This is a genomic window from Stenotrophomonas sp. YJH_SMC_19 (assembly GCF_059367915.1).
In genome coordinates this window covers 267,472-283,786 of sequence record NZ_JCAFRI010000002.1, presented here as the reverse complement: position 1 = coordinate 283,786, position 16,315 = coordinate 267,472, and the positions used below count along the sequence as shown (strand labels likewise).

At 65.6% G+C, this 16,315-nt stretch carries 21 protein-coding genes; 9 read left to right on the top strand and 12 right to left on the bottom strand.

Annotated elements, in window-relative coordinates; genetic code table 11:
- Window positions 1–37: 37 nt before the first annotated feature.
- A complete protein-coding gene (locus AC5P5R_RS03860) occupies window positions 38–607 on the bottom strand; it encodes a TetR/AcrR family transcriptional regulator (RefSeq protein WP_100438550.1) in 570 nt (189 codons plus the stop codon).
- A gap of 168 nt (window positions 608–775) precedes the next feature.
- Here AC5P5R_RS03860 and AC5P5R_RS03855 point away from each other — a divergent pair, with 168 nt between their 5' ends.
- Complete coding sequence (locus AC5P5R_RS03855; protein WP_100438551.1) at window positions 776–1,729, top strand: alpha/beta fold hydrolase; 954 nt, start codon at window positions 776–778, stop codon at window positions 1,727–1,729.
- Between the two features lie 133 nt (window positions 1,730–1,862).
- Here the strand turns inward: AC5P5R_RS03855 and AC5P5R_RS03850 are convergent, their stop codons facing one another.
- A complete protein-coding gene (locus AC5P5R_RS03850; protein ID WP_235646376.1) occupies window positions 1,863–2,690 on the bottom strand; it encodes a GlxA family transcriptional regulator in 828 nt (275 codons plus the stop codon).
- Here AC5P5R_RS03850 and AC5P5R_RS03845 point away from each other — a divergent pair, their 5' ends adjacent.
- The 3 genes from AC5P5R_RS03845 to AC5P5R_RS03835 all read left to right on the top strand — a co-directional run bounded on the left by AC5P5R_RS03845 (window position 2,691) and on the right by AC5P5R_RS03835 (window position 4,609).
- Window positions 2,691–3,722, top strand: a complete 1,032-nt coding sequence (locus AC5P5R_RS03845) for an SDR family NAD(P)-dependent oxidoreductase (RefSeq protein ID WP_231914941.1) — start codon at window positions 2,691–2,693, stop codon at window positions 3,720–3,722.
- A gap of 213 nt (window positions 3,723–3,935) precedes the next feature.
- Window positions 3,936–4,190, top strand: coding sequence for a hypothetical protein (locus AC5P5R_RS03840; RefSeq protein ID WP_005409683.1), 255 nt, complete (start codon window positions 3,936–3,938; stop codon window positions 4,188–4,190).
- A complete protein-coding gene (locus AC5P5R_RS03835) occupies window positions 4,187–4,609 on the top strand; it encodes a low affinity iron permease family protein (protein WP_005409684.1) in 423 nt (140 codons plus the stop codon). Before AC5P5R_RS03840 ends, AC5P5R_RS03835 begins: the two co-directional genes overlap by 4 nt.
- A 3-nt stretch (window positions 4,610–4,612) precedes the next feature.
- Here AC5P5R_RS03835 and AC5P5R_RS03830 read toward each other — a convergent pair whose 3' ends face one another.
- Complete coding sequence (locus tag AC5P5R_RS03830; protein ID WP_100438553.1) at window positions 4,613–6,130, bottom strand: FAD-dependent oxidoreductase; 1,518 nt, start codon at window positions 6,128–6,130, stop codon at window positions 4,613–4,615.
- A gap of 224 nt (window positions 6,131–6,354) precedes the next feature.
- On the opposite strand from AC5P5R_RS03830, the gene AC5P5R_RS03825 reads away from it, so the two are divergent.
- Window positions 6,355–6,585: a hypothetical protein gene (locus AC5P5R_RS03825; protein WP_005409686.1), complete on the top strand. Its 231-nt coding sequence runs from the start codon at window positions 6,355–6,357 to the stop codon at window positions 6,583–6,585.
- Between the two features lie 9 nt (window positions 6,586–6,594).
- Here AC5P5R_RS03825 and AC5P5R_RS03820 read toward each other — a convergent pair whose 3' ends face one another.
- On the bottom strand, window positions 6,595–7,044 hold the full coding sequence (locus tag AC5P5R_RS03820; protein WP_005409687.1) for a BLUF domain-containing protein: 450 nt from the start codon (window positions 7,042–7,044) through the stop codon (window positions 6,595–6,597).
- A gap of 189 nt (window positions 7,045–7,233) precedes the next feature.
- Between AC5P5R_RS03820 and AC5P5R_RS03815 the strand changes: the two genes are divergently transcribed.
- Window positions 7,234–7,494 carry a hypothetical protein gene (locus AC5P5R_RS03815; RefSeq protein WP_224482002.1) on the top strand — a complete coding sequence of 87 codons (261 nt, stop codon included), beginning with the start codon at window positions 7,234–7,236 and terminating at the stop codon, window positions 7,492–7,494.
- A gap of 7 nt (window positions 7,495–7,501) precedes the next feature.
- On the opposite strand, the gene ligD is transcribed toward AC5P5R_RS03815, so the two are convergent.
- Window positions 7,502–10,051 (bottom strand): DNA ligase D, encoded by a 2,550-nt coding sequence (gene ligD / locus AC5P5R_RS03810; RefSeq protein ID WP_100438554.1) that lies wholly within the window; start codon window positions 10,049–10,051, stop codon window positions 7,502–7,504.
- Window positions 10,052–10,064: 13 nt separating this feature from the next.
- Window positions 10,065–10,241 carry a DUF3606 domain-containing protein gene (locus AC5P5R_RS03805; protein ID WP_005409690.1) on the bottom strand — a complete coding sequence of 59 codons (177 nt, stop codon included), beginning with the start codon at window positions 10,239–10,241 and terminating at the stop codon, window positions 10,065–10,067.
- Between the two features lie 251 nt (window positions 10,242–10,492).
- On the opposite strand from AC5P5R_RS03805, the gene AC5P5R_RS03800 reads away from it, so the two are divergent.
- The gene (locus tag AC5P5R_RS03800) at window positions 10,493–10,990 is read left to right on the top strand and encodes a YciE/YciF ferroxidase family protein (protein ID WP_005409691.1); all 498 of its coding nucleotides are present in this window, start codon (window positions 10,493–10,495) and stop codon (window positions 10,988–10,990) included.
- 38 nt (window positions 10,991–11,028) lie between these two features.
- On the opposite strand, the gene AC5P5R_RS03795 is transcribed toward AC5P5R_RS03800, so the two are convergent.
- The 3 genes from AC5P5R_RS03795 to AC5P5R_RS03785 are packed head-to-tail and all read right to left on the bottom strand — an operon-like array spanning window position 11,029 to window position 12,987.
- Complete coding sequence (locus tag AC5P5R_RS03795; RefSeq protein WP_012480284.1) at window positions 11,029–11,763, bottom strand: DNA-formamidopyrimidine glycosylase family protein; 735 nt, start codon at window positions 11,761–11,763, stop codon at window positions 11,029–11,031.
- Complete coding sequence (locus AC5P5R_RS03790; protein WP_005413471.1) at window positions 11,756–12,523, bottom strand: DUF72 domain-containing protein; 768 nt, start codon at window positions 12,521–12,523, stop codon at window positions 11,756–11,758. Before AC5P5R_RS03790 ends, AC5P5R_RS03795 begins: the two co-directional genes overlap by 8 nt.
- Window positions 12,520–12,987, bottom strand: a complete 468-nt coding sequence (locus tag AC5P5R_RS03785) for a BLUF domain-containing protein (RefSeq protein WP_100438555.1) — start codon at window positions 12,985–12,987, stop codon at window positions 12,520–12,522. Before AC5P5R_RS03785 ends, AC5P5R_RS03790 begins: the two co-directional genes overlap by 4 nt.
- Before the next feature lie 302 nt (window positions 12,988–13,289).
- Here AC5P5R_RS03785 and AC5P5R_RS03780 point away from each other — a divergent pair, with 302 nt between their 5' ends.
- The gene (locus AC5P5R_RS03780) at window positions 13,290–13,613 is read left to right on the top strand and encodes a KGG domain-containing protein (RefSeq protein WP_005409695.1); all 324 of its coding nucleotides are present in this window, start codon (window positions 13,290–13,292) and stop codon (window positions 13,611–13,613) included.
- A gap of 121 nt (window positions 13,614–13,734) precedes the next feature.
- On the opposite strand, the gene AC5P5R_RS03775 is transcribed toward AC5P5R_RS03780, so the two are convergent.
- From AC5P5R_RS03775 to AC5P5R_RS03765, 3 genes are all read right to left on the bottom strand, one after another.
- Complete coding sequence (locus AC5P5R_RS03775; RefSeq protein ID WP_100438556.1) at window positions 13,735–14,643, bottom strand: manganese catalase family protein; 909 nt, start codon at window positions 14,641–14,643, stop codon at window positions 13,735–13,737.
- Between the two features lie 37 nt (window positions 14,644–14,680).
- Window positions 14,681–15,202, bottom strand: a complete 522-nt coding sequence (locus tag AC5P5R_RS03770; protein ID WP_005409697.1) for a ferritin-like domain-containing protein — start codon at window positions 15,200–15,202, stop codon at window positions 14,681–14,683.
- Between the two features lie 159 nt (window positions 15,203–15,361).
- Window positions 15,362–15,652, bottom strand: coding sequence for a hypothetical protein (locus AC5P5R_RS03765; protein ID WP_224119206.1), 291 nt, complete (start codon window positions 15,650–15,652; stop codon window positions 15,362–15,364).
- Between the two features lie 261 nt (window positions 15,653–15,913).
- Here AC5P5R_RS03765 and AC5P5R_RS03760 point away from each other — a divergent pair, with 261 nt between their 5' ends.
- Window positions 15,914–16,306 (top strand): response regulator, encoded by a 393-nt coding sequence (locus AC5P5R_RS03760; protein WP_005409699.1) that lies wholly within the window; start codon window positions 15,914–15,916, stop codon window positions 16,304–16,306.
- The last annotated feature ends 9 nt before the right edge of the window (window positions 16,307–16,315 follow it).

Below are 16,315 nucleotides of genomic sequence, written 5' to 3'. Positions count from 1 at the left end.
ACACGGGTTGCTTCAAGGGATCTGGCGTACCCAGGCGCTAGCGCCTGGCCTGTTCCAACAGCAGCTTCGCGACATCCTTCGCAGTGTCTGCGGCGTCGAGATCACCCATCACGTGCGACAGGGTGATGGCGCCTTCCATCAGGACCAGCAGCTGGCGTGCCAGGACCGCCGGCTGCTCCACATCCAGTTGTTCGGTAAGTTCCAGCGTGTAATCGAGCAACTTCTGTTTGTGATCACGCGCGATCTCCCGGATCGGATCGGCAGGGTCGCCGACCTCGCCCGCGGTATTGATGAACGCGCAACCGCGATAGCCCTCGGACTGAAACCAGCTCTTGAGCACGGTGAACATGCCGAGGATGCGCGCTTCCGGGGTGTCGGCCTTGTCGCACTCCTGCCGGAACCAGGCCAGCCAACGCACATCGCGCGCCCTGAGCGCAGCAGCGGCCACCTCGTCCTTGTTCTGGAAATGGCGGTAGATGCTCTTCCGCGCCACGCCCGAGGTCTTCACCAGCAGGTCCATGCCGGTGGCGTGGATCCCGTTCTGGTAGATCAGTGCCTCGGCCGTGGCCAGGATCTTCTGTTGGGTGTCGGTGGTGGCCTTGCTCATGGCCACAAGGTAGAACGATCATTCTCCCTCGTCAACAGGCGGTGGCGGGCGATTCGTGCGAGCACATCGGTGCAAGACGATCTATCAAGAAATCCGGACAGTGCATCACCCGGACGCCTGATTGCAGGCGCAAAGTACGTCTCACCACCCACCCATGAGAGTTCCCGCATGAATACCCTCGCCCGCTCACTGGCCGTTGCCGCCCTCGCCCTCTCGGTCCAGGCCGGCCTGTCCGCACAGGCCGCCGAGCCGGCCAAGCCGGCGGCGGTCACCGCCATCGCGCGCACCGCCAGCTACATCACCACCGCCGATGGCGTGCAGCTGTACTACAAGGACTGGGGTCCGAAGGACGGCCCGGTCGTGACCTTCAGCCACGGCTGGCCGTTGAATTCGGACAGCTGGGAATCGCAGATGATCTTCCTGGCCAATCATGGCTACCGCGTGATCGCGCATGACCGTCGTGGCCACGGTCGTTCCAGCCAGCCGTGGGACGGCAACGACATGGATCACTACGCCGATGACCTGGCCGCGGTGATCAATACGCTGGACCTGCACGATGTCACCCTGGTGGGCTTCTCCACCGGTGGCGGCGAAGTGGCACGCTACATCGGCCGGCATGGCACCGGGCGGGTGAAGAAGGCCGTGCTGATCAGCTCGGTGCCGCCGTTCATGCTGAAGACCGCCGACAACCCCAACGGCCTGCCGATCGAAGTGTTCGATGGCATCCGCAAGGCACAGATGGATAACCGCGCCCAGTTGTACAAGGACATTCCGTCGGGCCCGTTCTATGGCTTCAACCGCCCGGGCGCGAAGGTGTCGCAGGGGCTGATCGATGCGTGGTGGGCGCAGGGCATGCAGGGCGGCCACAAGAACACCTACGATTCGATCGCTGCGTTCTCGGCCACCGACTTCCGCGCGGACCTGAAGAAGTTCGATGTGCCAACGCTGGTCATCCACGGTGATGACGACCAGATCGTACCGATCGATATCTCGGGCCGCCAGTCGGCAAAGCTCATCAAGGGCGCCAGGCTGATTGTCTACCCGGGTGCGCCGCATGGCCTGACCGACACCCACAAGGACAAGGTCAACCAGGACTTGCTGACGTTCCTGCAGGAAAAGTGAGCAACAGGGGGCTCCGGCACTGCGCCGGAGCCCGTTTCATCCTGCAGGGTGCCGCCTCCATGCGGGCCCTTTCTTGTCGGACATCGGCAGCCAGGCATGGCTCGGCTCCGCACAGGTCCCCGCAAAGACGAACTCAGTCCGCCCCGCCCCGCGCGTTGCGCCGCAGGGACTGCGGGGGCTGGCCGAAGGCGCGCAGGAACGCTCTTCGCATGCGTTCGGTGTCAACGAAGCCCGTTTCGGCCGCGACTTCATCCATCGTGTAGCGGCTCTGCTCGATCAGCACGCGAGCGGCCTCCACGCGCAGGCTCTCCACCGCCTTAGCAGGGGATTGCCCGGTTTCTTCGCGGAACGCGCGACTGAACTGACGGGTGCTGAGATGTGCGGCCTGCGCCAGTTCTTCAACCGACAAGGTGGCGCGCAGGTTGCCACGCGCAAAGGTCAGCGCATTCTGGATGCGATCGGACCGGGCATCCAGCTCGAGCAGCACCGAATGCTGGGACTGCCCGCCTCCACGGCGGTGGTAGACCACCAGCTTCCGGGCCACCGCCCTGGACAACTCCGCACCGAAGTCGTTCTCGATCAAGCCAAGCGCCAGGTCCAGCCCCGCGCTCATGCCGGCGGAAGTCCAGATCGGGCCATCGGTGATGAAGATGCGATCTTCCTCCACCTGCGCGGCCGGAAAGCACTGCTTGAGCGCACGGGCGTGGAACCAGTGCGTGGTGGCGCGCCGCCCGTCCAGCAGCCCCGCCTCGCCAAGAATGAAGGCGCCTGTGCACACCGACGCGGTCCGGCGCGCGCGCGTGGCCCCCTGGCGGATCAGTTCGATCAGCGTGCCGGTGGACGGTGCTGGCTCCAGCAGGCCGGCCACGATCAAGGTTTCCAGCGGCTGCTGCGCCAGCGGCGCCGTCTGCATGGCCATGCCAAGCGAGCTGGGCACCAGCCCGCCCTGTTCGGAGAGCATGTGCAGATCGTAAAGGCGCGCGCCTTCGGTGGCATTCGCCAGTTCGAAGGCGGACGCAGCCGCGATCGCCATGGTCTGGAACCCGGATGGCAGAACAAATCCAACACTGAGCATGGCGGTTTTTCAGGGATGGCCGTAAACGAGGTATATACGACATTTACGCCATTCACAAGCCGGCCTAGATTTGGCCCTGACCCCGGCGACGCCCGCCGCTTCGGACTGACCACCGTGAACAACCCTACCCCTCAAGGCACCGCTCTCATCACCGGCGCATCGTCCGGCATCGGCGCGATCTATGCCGATCGCCTGGCCCGCGCCGGCCATGACCTGATCCTGGTTGCGCGACGCGGCGACCGCCTGCGCCAACTGGCCGAAGCACTGGCCCGCAGCACCGGCCGCGCAGTGGACATTGTCGCGGCCGACCTGACCACCTCCGTCGGGCTTGCCGAAGTTGAGAGCGTCATTCGAGACCGAGCGGATATCCGACTGCTGGTCAACAATGCCGGCATCGGCGCCACGACTCCCCTGCTGCAGTCGGACATCGGCGAGATGGAGCGCATGATCACGCTCAACGTGAACGCCGCGGTGCGTCTGGCCTACGCCGCCGCCCCGGTGTTCGTGGCCCATGGCCAGGGCACGATCATCAACATCGCCTCCATCGTCGCATTGGCGCCCGAGCTGCTCAACGGCGTCTACGCGGGAAGCAAGGCGTTCGTTCTGGCGTTTTCGCAGTCGCTCCACCATGAGCTGGCCGACAAGGGCGTGCGCGTCCAGGTTGTGCTGCCGGGGGCTACCGCAACAGACTTCTGGCACCTCTCCGGCCTGCCGGTGGAGCACCTGCCGCAGGGCATCGTGATGAGCGCCGAGGACATGGTGGATGCATCCCTGGCCGGGCTGGCGCAGGGCGAACGCGTGACCATTCCGGCGCTTCCGGACATCGCTGAGTGGGACGCCTTCGAGCACGCACGCAAGGCGATGGCGCCGGGGCTTTCGCGTGCCCAGCCGGCACAGCGCTATATGAGCAGGGTCTGACCGGCGAACGGGCTACAGACGCCCGGTGTAGGGGATGGAGCGATGGCAGGGCGGCGTCGCGTTGAGCGCTACGCTGCCCCGCCCTGCTGATTGTTAACGCGTGTTGCCTGAAGGTTTGACGCCACGTTGCCCCGCCCTTGATGGGGCCGCTCACAGCGCACTCCTATGCTGGGCCCGCCACCTGAGGGGTGGTGATCAACCTGGAGATTCACCATGCAACGCGATCAGAAAGACCTCCCCCACCCGGACGCGGAAGCGCAGCGCCCCGATCCTGTCAGCCCGCTGCAGGCAAAGCTGCACAACCACCGCAATCATGACGAAGCGCTGCAGGAAACCTTCCCTGCCAGTGATCCGATCTCCCCCTTCGTCGCCGCGCCAACGCCGGAAGAGCAGGCCAAGCGCCTGGGTGAGCGGGTCAGGCTGCCAGATCGTCGAACGGATGAGGAGGCCGCGGGAGGTGACGAGTGATCCGGCGCGGCTTCGCCCGGGTCGCGGCCGCGACGGCACGATTGTCCGGCAGCCTGGGCGCATTCGTCGCGGCGCTGGGGGTGATCATCACCTGGGCCGCCAGCGGGCCGGCCTTCCACTTCAATGATACGTGGCAGCTGGTGGTGAACACGGGAACGACCATCGTGACCTTCCTGATGGTGTTCCTGATCCAGCATACGCAGAATGCCGATACGGCCGCGCTGCACATCAAGCTGGATGAACTGATCCGGGTCAGCAAGGACGCCAACCAGGAGTTGTTGAACCTGGAGTCGATGGAACCGGCGCACCTTGAAGAGATTCGCCAGCGTTACGAGGCATTGGCGAAGACCGCTGCAGACATCAAGTCCAAGAAGGAACGCTGCATGCCCTGCGAGGCGGATGCGGCCGCCGAAGCCTGAGGGTCACCGCTGCAGCGGCTGCTCTGCCTGCAGCGGTTCTGGCGTGAGGCCCTGCCGGGCGGGGCCTTCCAGCAGCGCCCCGGTGGCGGAAAAGCGGCTGCCATGGCATGGGCAATCCCATGTGCGTTCATGGCCATTCCATTGGACAACGCACTTGAGGTGCGGGCACAGCGCCGACATCGCGTGCAGCTGGCCGTGCTCATCGCGGTAGACGGCGGTCCGCTTTCCATTCACGTCCAGCAGTGCACCACAGCCACGGCTTAACTCGCTGGGTGAGTGCGACGGCGCAGCGCCAAGTCGATCTCCCACCATGTGCCGTGCGACTGTGCCATTGGTACGGGCCCAGCCGGCCGCCGAACGCACTGGCGTGAAGCGCATGGGGCTTAGCAGCTTCTCGATCTCGCTGGTCGTGCCTATGATTCCCTCGGTGATCGCACGAGCGGCCACGCCCGCCCAGGTCAAGCCATCGGGACCATAGCCGGTGGCGACCCACACATTGTCGTGCGCGCTGCTGCCGATGTAGGGCAGCTGGTCGGCTGCACGGAACTGCTGCGCCGACCAGCACAGCGGTTCGCCCTGCACGGTGAAGTTGCGACGCGCGTCGGCGACCAGATGCTGTGCCGGATCCATCACCGGGGTTTCGCCGGTGCGATGTGTCTCGCCGACCAGCACCAGCCAGTCGCGGCCATCAGTACCGCGCACCCCGCGCAGCGAGCGGTGCCGATCGGCGATCCAATGGATACCTGCCGCTGGCGGATTGGCAACCGGCACCGCCACGCCGTACTCCCGGTACACCTCCATCTCGGCCTGCACCAGGTTGAACCCTGCTGGCGAGTGGGTGGCGAGCACGAAGTGCCTGGCATGGATGCGGCCGCCAAGGGCGGTGGCAATGCCTGCTGATGCCTCGATGCTGTTGATCTGGGTCCAGTCGTGGATGCGCACCCGGCCCACCAGGTGTCGCGCCAGCTCCCTGCAGAAGGCCGCCGGATCCAACTGCGCCTGATCGGGAACACGGAACGCGTGGCCCAATGCGAATGGCAGCCCGGACTGCTGGTGTTCGCACTGCAGGCCTACGCGCTGATAGGCATGAAGTTCACGCTCGAATCGCGTCGTCACCTCGCGCGTGCGCTCCTGCATGCCGTACTGCATGGCCACGCGTTCGAAGCCGCAACGCAGATCGTAGCGATGAACCAGCGTCTCGATGGCGCGCAGCGCCTGCTGCCGCCACTGCACGATGCGACTGGCCGTGTCGCCGCCCCAGCGCGAGACCAGTTCTGCCAGCCGGGAGACGGGCGCGTAAAGATTGCCCGTGGACATCACCGTATTACGCCCGCCGATGGGCCCTGCATCGACCACCAGCACATCCAGGCCGCTATCCGCCAGGCGGGCCGCTGTCAGCAGGCCGGTCATGCCGGCGCCCACCACCAGCACGTCCGCGCGCGTCGTGCCGGCAAGGGGGCGGAAGCAATGCGACTCGGTGTCAGCTGACCATAAGCTGGCGCGCGGGAACGGTTCGGACATGAAAGGGATCCTTGCAGCTTCAGCTGGGAGGCCTCTCTGATACGCCTTGCCGGGTGAAACGAGGGTGGCGCGGCCGTGCAGATGATGCTCACGCGCTGCGACGATCAACGCCATGGTCAAGGCCAGGTGAGCGCTGCGTGGGCAACACGCCTGTGTCGCCTCTGCGAACCGCAACTCTCTGCTTGCAGCGTGGTAGCTAACGTGCCTGGAAGGAGGATCAAGCAGTGAGCACGCACCTGGAAATCGATCTGATGATCGCGCAACTGGACGAACTGCTGCCGACCTGGGCAGCGTTCTACCCCGAGCAGCAGTTCGTCCGCATGCTTGCCGAGGCACTGGACTACATTGCTGCCAGTGCAGACCCGGAGGCCCGGCTGTATTGCGTGATGCGCACCGGGCACCTCAACGCGTGCAGCGGAGAGATTCCATGGGCGGCGCGCTATGGAGGCCGCTAGGCCGGTGGATCACGCCGCGACCGCGTAGGGTTCCACCAACCTGGCCAGGATATCCATCGCCGTCTCGGTTGGCGCATCGTCACCGCTGTGCTGGGCGAACCCTGACCAGTCCGCGCGGGCAAGAAGCTTCAACTGCTCGGGTTGGGTGGGCAGCCAGCGCATCGGCCAGAACGGGAGCCGCCGGTTGCCCACCCTGCCGCGCTGCAACTCGATGAGCCCGGTATGGCTGGAGGCGCCCACCACCCGCGAATACGCCACCCTCAAGCCGTCTTCGGGCCCCTCCATGTACTGCAGGAAGCGGCTGCCGTCGAACAGCAGGACGCCGGTGACGCCGGCACTGCGGTTGAAGCGGGCGGCATCATCGACCAGATCGTCGAGCTTTCCGCTGCCCAGACCGAACGGATCACCAGCAACGGCTGGGCCCGCTTCGCTGACGTATGCGACTGCCCTGATCGGCATTGGCTGCTCCTGTAGCGAATCCCCCCAGATTCCGTGGCCGTAGGATAGGCCACCTGCGCCCCGCAGTTGTTCCCATCATGTGCATTTTGTGAATCAGTTGGGTTCCAGCTGACAAACGGCATGCAGGACGCCTACACCCCCCATGCCATGGATCGTTTACGCTTGGGCCAGATGACTCGGGAGCGCCCCATGCCCAATACCGGCCTTTTCCATGTTCTGGAGCTGGACGCTGTTTCCGGCGTGCAGGGTATTGAGCGCGTCAGGTCCATTCGCGTGCGCTGCAACACCTGCGGCGGGATTACACAGTTGTCGGGGGACGCGTTGGGGGCGGTGCCCGGTGGAACGACGCTGGTATGCGGCGCTTGTCCTTCGCGCCAGACGGTCAGCAACGCGCGGCTGGTCGAATGCGATCATGTCCTGCCCGGCAGCGCCCAGGGATCCGACGCGTAGGCGCGGGCTACGGGTCTGCCTGCGCCCAGCGCGCCAGATTCTGTTTCACTTCCCCGATGCCGGCCCAGGGGTCTTTGCGCCGCCGCTTGAGCTTTGCTGGCACGTCCTTGATCGTGAACGCGTCTGCGCGCTTGAGTTTCGCCAGATCGCCCCAGGCGATCGGCAACGCGACCGGTGCGCCCGGCCGCGCCCGCAGCGAGTAGGACGCGACTGCCGTGGCACCGCGCCCGTTGCGCAGGTAGTCGACGAAGATCCGCTTGTTGCGGAGGCTTTTGGTGGCCGTTGCCAGGAATCGCTGGGGCTCGGATTGCGCCAGCGCATCGGCGAAGCCCTTCGCAAAGCGCTTGGTCAGGTCCCAGTCGCATCCCGGGTTGAGCGGCACCACCACGTGCAGGCCCTTGCCGCCGGATACACGCAGGAACGATTCCAGCTCCAGCTGCGCCAGCAGTCTGCGGATGTCGGTTGCCGCCTTCTTGACCTCTGCAAAGGGTACGTCCGGCCCTGGATCCAGATCGAACACCACCCGGTCGGCCTTGTCGGGCGCTTCGGCGTGGCTGCCCCAAGGGTGGAACTCCAACGCGTTGAACTGCACCAGTTCAAGCAGGCTGGCCGCGTCACGCACCACCAGGTAATGGGCGTTGATGCCGCTTTCCTCCTTCAGCCTTACCGGATCGACCAGTTCCAGCCCGGCTGTGTGGTGTTTCTGGAAGAAGCAGGGCTTTGCGGTGCCGCTGGGGCATCGGATGATCGACAGCGGACGATCAACCACCTCGGGCAGGAGGTGCTCCATCACTGCTGCGTAGTAGTCCCATACCTCCTGCTTGGTGTAGCCATCGCCAGGAAACAGGATCTTGCCGGGGGACGAAAGCGCGGGCGGTGTGCGGCCGGTAGCGGGTGATTTTTTCGCCCTGCGCCCGGGTCGCGAGGGTGCATGCGTGCCACCCGCAGCCGGGGCCTTTCCGGCGCGATCGGAATCTTCGAGATCGGCGATGTCCTTGTCCGCCCGTACCGCCTTCAGCGATGCCTGGCGCAACAGCTTCTGCCCGCCAATCCCGCGATAGAAGACCTCCACAACGAAACGCGGTGCGAACCAGGTCGCGGCGCGAAGGTCGGTGTCCTGGGTGGGCACGTGCGCCGTCGGCTTGCGGCCGCCGCCGCCTTCGATGCGCCTGCTGACTTCGCCGATCAGTTCGTCCGAGAACCCGGACCCGACGCGGCCGACGTAGAGCCAGCCATGTTTCGGGTCTGGCCGCGCCAGCAGCAGCGAGCCGAACCCGGTGCGGCTGCCCTTCGGCGCGGTGTATCCGACCACCGCGAACTCGTCGCTGGCCAGCTGTTTGGTCTTGCGCCAATCCTCACTGCGGCCGCTGTGGTAGCTGCGATCAGCGCGCTTGGAAATGATGCCTTCGAAGTGCTGCTCACCGGCCAGGCGATAGGCCTCGTCGCCATCCCCCTGCACATGCGAACTGAACGCCAATGGCCTGCCCTGCCCCTCCAGCACGGAGTGCAGCAGGGCCTTGCGTTCCAGCAAGGGCGCATCGGCGATGTCCACGCCATCAAGATGCAGCAGATCGAACAATGCATACGTCAGGACGCCCTGCCGCTCGCCGGAGAGCGTGGCCTGCAGCAGGTTGAAGTCTTCCTTGGTGCCGGCGCCGGCGATGAGCTCACCGTCCAGTGCCGCCGAGGTGAGCCCCAGTGCCGCGATCGCTTCACGTATTTCAGGCAGCTTGCCGGTCCATTCCAGTGCGTTCCGCGACCACAGCTGCACGTTGCCCTCAGCCACCGTAGCAAGGATGCGGTATCCATCCCATTTGATCTCATGCACCCACTGCCCGCCCTGGGGCGGCGCGTCGCCCAGCTTGGCCAACTGCGGCTCAAACGGCCCGGACGGCGCTGCCGCCTTTTTCGCTTTGCTGAGCGCCAGGGCCTTCTTCGCCCAGTTCTTTCGTCGGGTGCGTGTGGGGGGTACGACCGTGAGTCTCTTCCTCGCGGTCTTTCCGGCCCCGGCACGCTTCAGGTCCTCCGGGGGCGCTACAGCAACATCCGCCAGCAGATCGTCTGCCTCGATGTCGCTGGCAAATTCATCGTCATCCTTGAACAGCAGCCACTGTGGCTGGCGCGCAGGCTTGCCGGAACGGACCAGATGCCATCCACCCTTGAGCTTGGCGCCGAACAGCTCGAAGCGTAGATGGCCCTTGGCGAGCTGGGCTTCCGGGTCGCCCTGCGTGGCCCACACACCGTGGTCGAACTGGGCGACATGTCCGCCGCCATACTGGCCTTTGGGAATCTCGCCTTCAAATGCTGCGTAGTCGACGGGATGATCCTCCACCTCCACCGCCATGCGCTTGACCTTCGGGTCGTAGCTGGGGCCCTTGGGAACGGCCCAGCTCTTCAGCGCGTCACCCACCTGCAGACGGAAGTCGTAGTGCCTGCGGCTGGCATGATGCAACTGCACCACGAAAATGGCGCGTTGGCCTTCTGGCAGCGCCTTGCCCGGCTCGGGCTCCCTGGTCTGGTCAAAACGACGCTTGCGGCGGTACTCGACCAGTGACATGGGCAGCTCCGCGCTACTTTCCCAAATGCTTGCGTACAGCAGCGGCGGTGGGCCCGACCTCGGCGACCGCGGCCCGAAGTTCCTCGGCTGACACACCCAGCGTCGTGGTCCAGTACTGCAGTTCATAGTCTTCGTTGACGTTGATGCGATCCCGGTCCGGGCTGCCAGTGTTCTTCTTGTCATCGCTCATGGGAGTCTCCACGCGTGATCGGGCGTGAAGTGACCGTACCGGTCGGCCCATGGGCACCAGGCGATGCCACCGTGAAGCGATGGCGAAGGCCTGCTGGTATCGGGACTGCGGCAGGCGGGCGACAGACGCCACCTCGTGAAGACAACGCGCAGGGTTCGCTTTGGCGTTCACATGCCGCCTTCACCTGGCCCCCGCCTGATCGCAACCGGGCGGGACCTACTCTGAGCGCTCCACTCACAGCGGAGCCCAGCATGGCTATCAAGACAGCGGAAGACCTGTTCATCCACGAACTCTCGGATATCTACAGCGCCGAAAAGCAGCTGACCAAGGCCCTCCCGCGCCTGGCCCGTGCGGCCGAGAACCCTGACCTGGCCACAGCGTTTGAAACGCACCTGGAAGAAACCCAGGGCCAGATCGAGCGCATCGACCAGGTGGTGGAGGTTCTCGGCATCCGGCTGAAACGCATCAAGTGCGCGGCGATGGAAGGTCTGGTGGAGGAAGGCAAGGAAGTGATCGACAGCATCGACAAGGGCCCTGTGCGCGATGCCGCCCTGATCGGCGGCGCGCAGAAGGTCGAGCATTACGAGATCGCGTCCTACGGCACCATCGCCGCGCTGGCCAAGCAGCTGGGCTACAAGGACGCCCTTCCGCTGCTGCTGGAGACGCTTGAGGAAGAGAAGGCCACCGACGAGAAGCTCACCCTGCTGGCCAAGGGCGGCGGCAATGCCAAGGCAGCACAAGCCGCCTGATCGACGCGACCCGAAGCCGGCCGCCATGGACGGCGGCCTCAGGGTTCGTACAGCACCTGGTCGTTCGGGCAGAAGAACGTGCGCCGCCGGGTGGTTCCCATGTAAAGCTTGCTGATCGGGCCGCCGCATGCCGGGCAGATCCTGCGCGTGTGTACCTGCCAGTGCTTTTTCAACTCGAAGCGGCGCTTCCACTGCAGGAAATCAAAGCTGTAGGCGCGGGCCTGCGTGATCAGCGCGGTGAGCCTGCGCGGTGGCAGGTCGCCCAGCCGCGTGGCGGGGTGCACGCCTATTCGGAACAGCACCTCGTTCTTGATGATGTTGCCCACGCCGGCAAAGACCGTCTGGTCCAGAAGCGCATCACAGACCATGACGTCCGGCATTGCCTTCAGCTTGCGCCGGGCCAGCTTCGGATCCCAGGCATCGTTCATCACGTCCGCGCGCCAGTCGTAGACCTCGTCCAACGGCTCGTCGATCAGCCGCACGGAACACGCATAGAAGTTCAGCTCGCCATTGTCGAACCGCAGGGATACACGCGGCGGGGTTGGCTTCCGTTCGTCGATGCGCCAGCTGCCGAACATCATCAGATGGATACGCAGTGTGTGGCGGCTGAATTCCAGCAGGAAGTGCTTGCCCCAACTGCGGACCGCCTTGACCCTTCGGCCCTGCAGCGGCGACAGGTCGACCCGGCTGTTCCCGGAGACGGCGCGGACCACGTGCCCCTTGAAGTGGCTCGCTGCTTCGCGCAGCAGGACGATCGAAGGGCCTTCAGGCATGTTCCTTCTCCTGCAGCAGCGCCTGCAGGTGCAGGGCGTTGCCGGTGGCGTGACCCAGTGCGGTGTTGTCCAGTACGAACCAGGCGGGTCGTTTCGCCTCGGCCTCGGCCAGCAGCTGCCGCGCAAGGTGGGCAAGGGTGGGTTCGTCGTAGGCGCTGCGATAGATCTGTGGCTGGCCGTGCCAGCGCCAGTAGCTCCACGCGCGGTCACCGCCGGGCGTCGCTGCCGCCGGCACACGTGCCGGATCCGCGGCAACCCGTGCCACGCCATGCGCGCTCAGAAGCGCATCCACTTCCGGCGTGAACCAACTCGGGTGGCGCGGCTCGCACGCCACATCGGCTTGGGTACGCGCGCGCAGGCCCCGCAGGAATGCTCTGGCCGTGGCCGTGTCGTACACCAGGCTCGGCGGCAACTGCAGCAGTAACGGCCCGAGCTTTTCACCCAGCTCCAGCACGCCTTCGAGGAACCGCTCGAGCGGTTGCATTGCGTCGCGCAGCCGACGCTCATGGCTGATCTCTCGCGGCAGTTTCACCGCGAACCGGAAGCCCTCCGGCACGCTCGCCGCCCATCGCGCATAGGTCCTGGCCTGGTGCGGTCGATAGAAGGATGAGTTGATCTCCACCATCGGCAGGCGTGTGGCGTAGCGCTGCAGCGCGCTGTCGCCCGCGCCGAACGCTTCCTGATCCGCGCGCGGCAGCGACCAGCCCGCACAGCCGACACGCAGTGGAGCGGATGCACGCGGGGCGGCCGCCGCCGTCATCGTACCAGCTGCCCGTACGGTTCCAGGGTCTCTCCCGCACCTGCATCCGTCTGCAACTGTGAGACCGACAGCAGACGATCCAGTGCACTGGCGCCCGACTCCAGCGCCGACGCGCTGCGCACGAAGCCGGTCCAGTCGGAGACGGCGATCTTTCCAAGCGCGAGCTCATCCACCCGCACGCTGCGCATCCGCCAGTGCGGAAACTGCCGGCGCCCCACCCTGCCCCGGTTCAGCTCGACGATCCCACTGTGGCTGCCGGCCGCGAGAATGCGCGTGTACGCCGCATTGGTCCCGGCCTCCGGGCCCTCCAGATACTGCAGGAAGCGCGAGCCGTCGAACAGCAACGTGCCGGTGACATCGACGGATTCGTTGAACTGCACCGCTTCGGCCACAAGCCGTTGCAGCCGCTCTTCGGTCAGGCTTCGGGACGCTTCACTCACATAGGCAATCGCACGAAAAGGCATGGCACCACCGGTTGTTGCAGACAGCTCTACCTTAGCGTCGCGGGTCGTATGTGCAGTGAGGCCGGCGTAGAGGCTGCGTCGAGTTGAGGCGCGGGCCCGCCGCATCGCCTTGACACGTGCTCGAGCGCGGCGGGCGCGCCTGCGGGCGCACACGCGCGTGCACCACGTTTCGTGGAGACCGGATGAGGAATCGTGGGCTTCCGGATGACGCCACGTTGGCGGTCATGCCACCGCGGTCTAGCGCCGGATCTGGAAGATGGTCCCTGCCGCCAGTCGGGCGGCTCAACCCAGGGAGACTTTCCATGGCCAACCAGAACCAGAACCAGGGCAACAGCAACCGCGGTTTCGCTTCGATGGACGAGGACAAGCAGCGCGAGATCGCCGCCAAGGGTGGACGTGCCGCGCACGAATCAGGCAACGCCCATGAATTCAGCTCGGAAGAAGCACGCGAAGCCGGCCGCAAGGGTGGCGAAGCGGTGAGCCAGGATCGCCAGCACATGGCGGACATCGGCCGCGAAGGCGGCCAGAACAGCCGCGGGGGTGGAAACCAGGGCGGCAACCAGGGCGGCGGGCAGCAACAGCAGGAACGCGGCGGCGGCAACAACCGCGGTGGCCAGCAGCGCTGATCGCGGCTGAAGCCAGATGTACCTCTTCGTGGGCGGACGTGATGTCCGCCCACTTTCGTACGCCTTGACGCTGATCAGGGGCTTCGCCACTGGGGCGCCGCAGATGGGCGCCCCAGCCCTTTCATGGCTCGCGTGGTGGCAGGTCCAGTGCTCCCGCGCCCGGGCCGGCCCCCAGCTCGGCCCCGGTGGTCGGCCGCGCTTCCGGGTCGGAGAGTGTACGCAGGGTCATGGCCTGCACCGCCGCTTGTTCGCGCGCGTCCAGGTCCACCGTGCCGCCGCCGTCGCCACCATCCACAGCGGACTGTGCCTCGCGGTCGCTGACCCGCTCCCATAGCTCGCCGCCGTTCCAGCTGCCCTGCAGGTCGTCGGCGCCGTCGCCCTGCGACATGTCCATGTACAGATCGGTGAACGCAGGGTCCCCCGGCAGCTTGCCCGGCGGGAAGTTGGGCTGGATGCTGTGCAGCGCCTTCTCGAATGACTTCATGTGCGCGATCTCGCGCGTCATCAGGAAACGCAGCGCATCCTTGATGCCGGGGTCATCGGTGACGTTGATCAGGCGCTCATACACCAGCTTGGCGCGCGCTTCCGCAGCGATGTTCGAGCGCAGATCGGCGGTAGGTTCCCCGATCGAGTCGATGTAGGCCGCTGTCCACGGCACCCCGCTGGAATTGACCAGTGCCGGCCCGCCACCGTACAGGATCTGCTCGGTATGGCTGGTGCTGTTCTGCCCCAGCAGCCGCATATCCTCGGCCTCGGCAAGCCCTTCGGACTGAATGGCCTTCGGCCCGCGGTTGAGCATGGCGATGATGGTGCCGATGATCTCCAGATGGCTGATCTCTTCGGTGGCGATATCCATCAGCAGGTCCTTGCGGCCTGGATCGCATTCGCCGAGTCCCTGGGTGAAGTAGCGCATGGCGGCAGCAAGCTCGCCCTGCGGGCCGCCGAACTGTTCAAGCATGAGGCTGGCGAGCTGCGGGTTGGATTCGCGCACGCGCACGGTGTACATCAGCTTCTTGTGATGAAAGAACATGGGGTTTCTCCAATGGCTGGCTGTGCTGGCTTCGGGGTCAGCGCTTGGCTTGCGCGCCCGGCGTTTCGTCGCGATTGAGGAACGCACCGACCAGGCCGTCCTGGTGGTCTTCCAGCCAGCGCGCCATGGCGATCTCTTCCTGCAGGATCTGGCCACAGACCGCGGCGATGTCCGGCGCTGCGGCACGCTCGGCAGCAATCACCAGCGCCCGGTAGGTGGCGATCTCGGTGTTTTCGAAGCCGAACGAGAGCCCCACGCTCTTGACCACCTCGTCTTCCATCAGGCTTGTGCCGGCCGCATGGAGAGCCGCAGTCATGCTGGCGAACAGTCCCTTGGCGGTCGGCACGCTTCCTCCAAGCGCTTCAATGCACTGGCGCAGCGAGGCGGCCTGCCCCTGCGTCTCCTGGACGTGCTGGGCGATCCGTGCAGCGAGGTGGGGATAGTTCTGGATCCGCGAAGCCATGGCCTTCATCATGGTCTCCGCCTCCTGCTCCATGGCGTAGGCGTCCTGCAGCCACTTCAACAGGCGCTCGCTTCGGGCGTTGTTCTGGTCTGCCATTTCGTTCTCCGGTGCGGGGCGACATGCCTCCGGAGACCATGGTGGAGCGCCGGCAATCACTGCCCTGTCGGCCGGTGTGAGCCGTCGAAGGTGGGCGCTGCACGCAGTGGTGATGCGGCGATAACATCCGCAGCCCTGTGTTTCACCCAGGAGGTGCTCTCAGGTCGCCAGTGCGCTGGATACGCCCACGCCGGCTGCAGGTCGCTCGCGCCTGGCGTTCGAGGCGCACGCGCCGCCCGCCGCCATCACGGCCTGCATTACCCGATGTTGAGCACGATGCCCGCCACCATCCACGCCCACGACGTAGACGAAGCGCCCATCGAACTTGGCCTGTGCGCCTTCCATGGCGTCGTCGGCCAGCAGTGCTCGCTTCAGCGACTTCATCCAGGCCCGTTCAGGCGCCCGGTCCAGCTCCACGACGATGGCGGCACCGCCGCAGTCGAGTGGCATGCACTCGACACGCAGTACGCCTGGAGCGACAGAATCGGTTCCGGATAGCGGCATGACAGAATCTCCGATGCGGGGGACGGCGGCAGTATCCACAGCGCGTGCCAAGACGCCGTCAACGAAATCCAGGGCACCTTCCACACCTCCTCCACCCGGTTGGCGGCGCGCTCTCGGGGGCTTCGCGCCGGGCTGACAATGCACACGCATGGCGTTGATGCAGCACAGCACAGACTGCAGTTCCCAGGACAACACAGGCGTGCACGCATGCAATCCGGAATGAGCCAGCGCAGATGCAACCTGCTGCTGGTGGAAGACCAGCTCGACCTGGCTGCGCTGATGGAACAGGCGCTGGAGGACGCAGGCGATCAGGTGACGCATGCCTACAGCGTGTTCGATGCGCTGGGGCTGCTGGACAACCAGCGATTCGACGGCGCCGTGCTCGATGTCGAGCTTCGCGACGGCGTGGTCTTCCCGGTGGCTGATCGCCTGACGGAACTCGGTATTCCGTTCCTGTTCGTATCCGCGGTCTATGACCAGTTGGTGCCGCAGCGTCACCGTCGCGCCGCTTTCGTGGCCAAACCGTTCCACGTCGGCGAGTTGCAGGAGACGGTTCGGCGCGTCATGGGGGATGTCTGCGTGCAACCGCCGGCGCATTGATTGCCATGG

Bases quoted from the DNA above. Each gene is read 5' to 3' on its own strand.
- AC5P5R_RS03765 (WP_224119206.1), bottom strand. From the start codon at position 15,652: ATGCCACTCGACTGCGGCGGTGCCGCCATCGTCGTGGAGCTGGACCGG.
- AC5P5R_RS03795 (WP_012480284.1), bottom strand. From the start codon at position 11,763: ATGCCTGAAGGCCCTTCGATCGTCCTGCTGCGCGAAGCAGCGAGCCAC.
- ligD (WP_100438554.1), bottom strand. From the start codon at position 10,051: ATGTCACTGGTCGAGTACCGCCGCAAGCGTCGTTTTGACCAGACCAGG.
- AC5P5R_RS03840 (WP_005409683.1), top strand. From the start codon at position 3,936: ATGCAACGCGATCAGAAAGACCTCCCCCACCCGGACGCGGAAGCGCAG.
- AC5P5R_RS03815 (WP_224482002.1), top strand. From the start codon at position 7,234: ATGCCCAATACCGGCCTTTTCCATGTTCTGGAGCTGGACGCTGTTTCC.
- AC5P5R_RS03790 (WP_005413471.1), bottom strand. From the start codon at position 12,523: ATGACGGCGGCGGCCGCCCCGCGTGCATCCGCTCCACTGCGTGTCGGC.
- AC5P5R_RS03820 (WP_005409687.1), bottom strand. From the start codon at position 7,044: ATGCCGATCAGGGCAGTCGCATACGTCAGCGAAGCGGGCCCAGCCGTT.
- AC5P5R_RS03760 (WP_005409699.1), top strand. From the start codon at position 15,914: ATGCAATCCGGAATGAGCCAGCGCAGATGCAACCTGCTGCTGGTGGAA.
- AC5P5R_RS03775 (WP_100438556.1), bottom strand. From the start codon at position 14,643: ATGTTCTTTCATCACAAGAAGCTGATGTACACCGTGCGCGTGCGCGAA.
- AC5P5R_RS03800 (WP_005409691.1), top strand. From the start codon at position 10,493: ATGGCTATCAAGACAGCGGAAGACCTGTTCATCCACGAACTCTCGGAT.
- AC5P5R_RS03830 (WP_100438553.1), bottom strand. From the start codon at position 6,130: ATGTCCGAACCGTTCCCGCGCGCCAGCTTATGGTCAGCTGACACCGAG.
- AC5P5R_RS03805 (WP_005409690.1), bottom strand. From the start codon at position 10,241: ATGAGCGATGACAAGAAGAACACTGGCAGCCCGGACCGGGATCGCATC.
- AC5P5R_RS03770 (WP_005409697.1), bottom strand. From the start codon at position 15,202: ATGGCAGACCAGAACAACGCCCGAAGCGAGCGCCTGTTGAAGTGGCTG.
- AC5P5R_RS03855 (WP_100438551.1), top strand. From the start codon at position 776: ATGAATACCCTCGCCCGCTCACTGGCCGTTGCCGCCCTCGCCCTCTCG.
- AC5P5R_RS03780 (WP_005409695.1), top strand. From the start codon at position 13,290: ATGGCCAACCAGAACCAGAACCAGGGCAACAGCAACCGCGGTTTCGCT.
- AC5P5R_RS03850 (WP_235646376.1), bottom strand. From the start codon at position 2,690: ATGCTCTCCGAACAGGGCGGGCTGGTGCCCAGCTCGCTTGGCATGGCC.
- AC5P5R_RS03785 (WP_100438555.1), bottom strand. From the start codon at position 12,987: ATGCCTTTTCGTGCGATTGCCTATGTGAGTGAAGCGTCCCGAAGCCTG.
- AC5P5R_RS03860 (WP_100438550.1), bottom strand. From the start codon at position 607: ATGAGCAAGGCCACCACCGACACCCAACAGAAGATCCTGGCCACGGCC.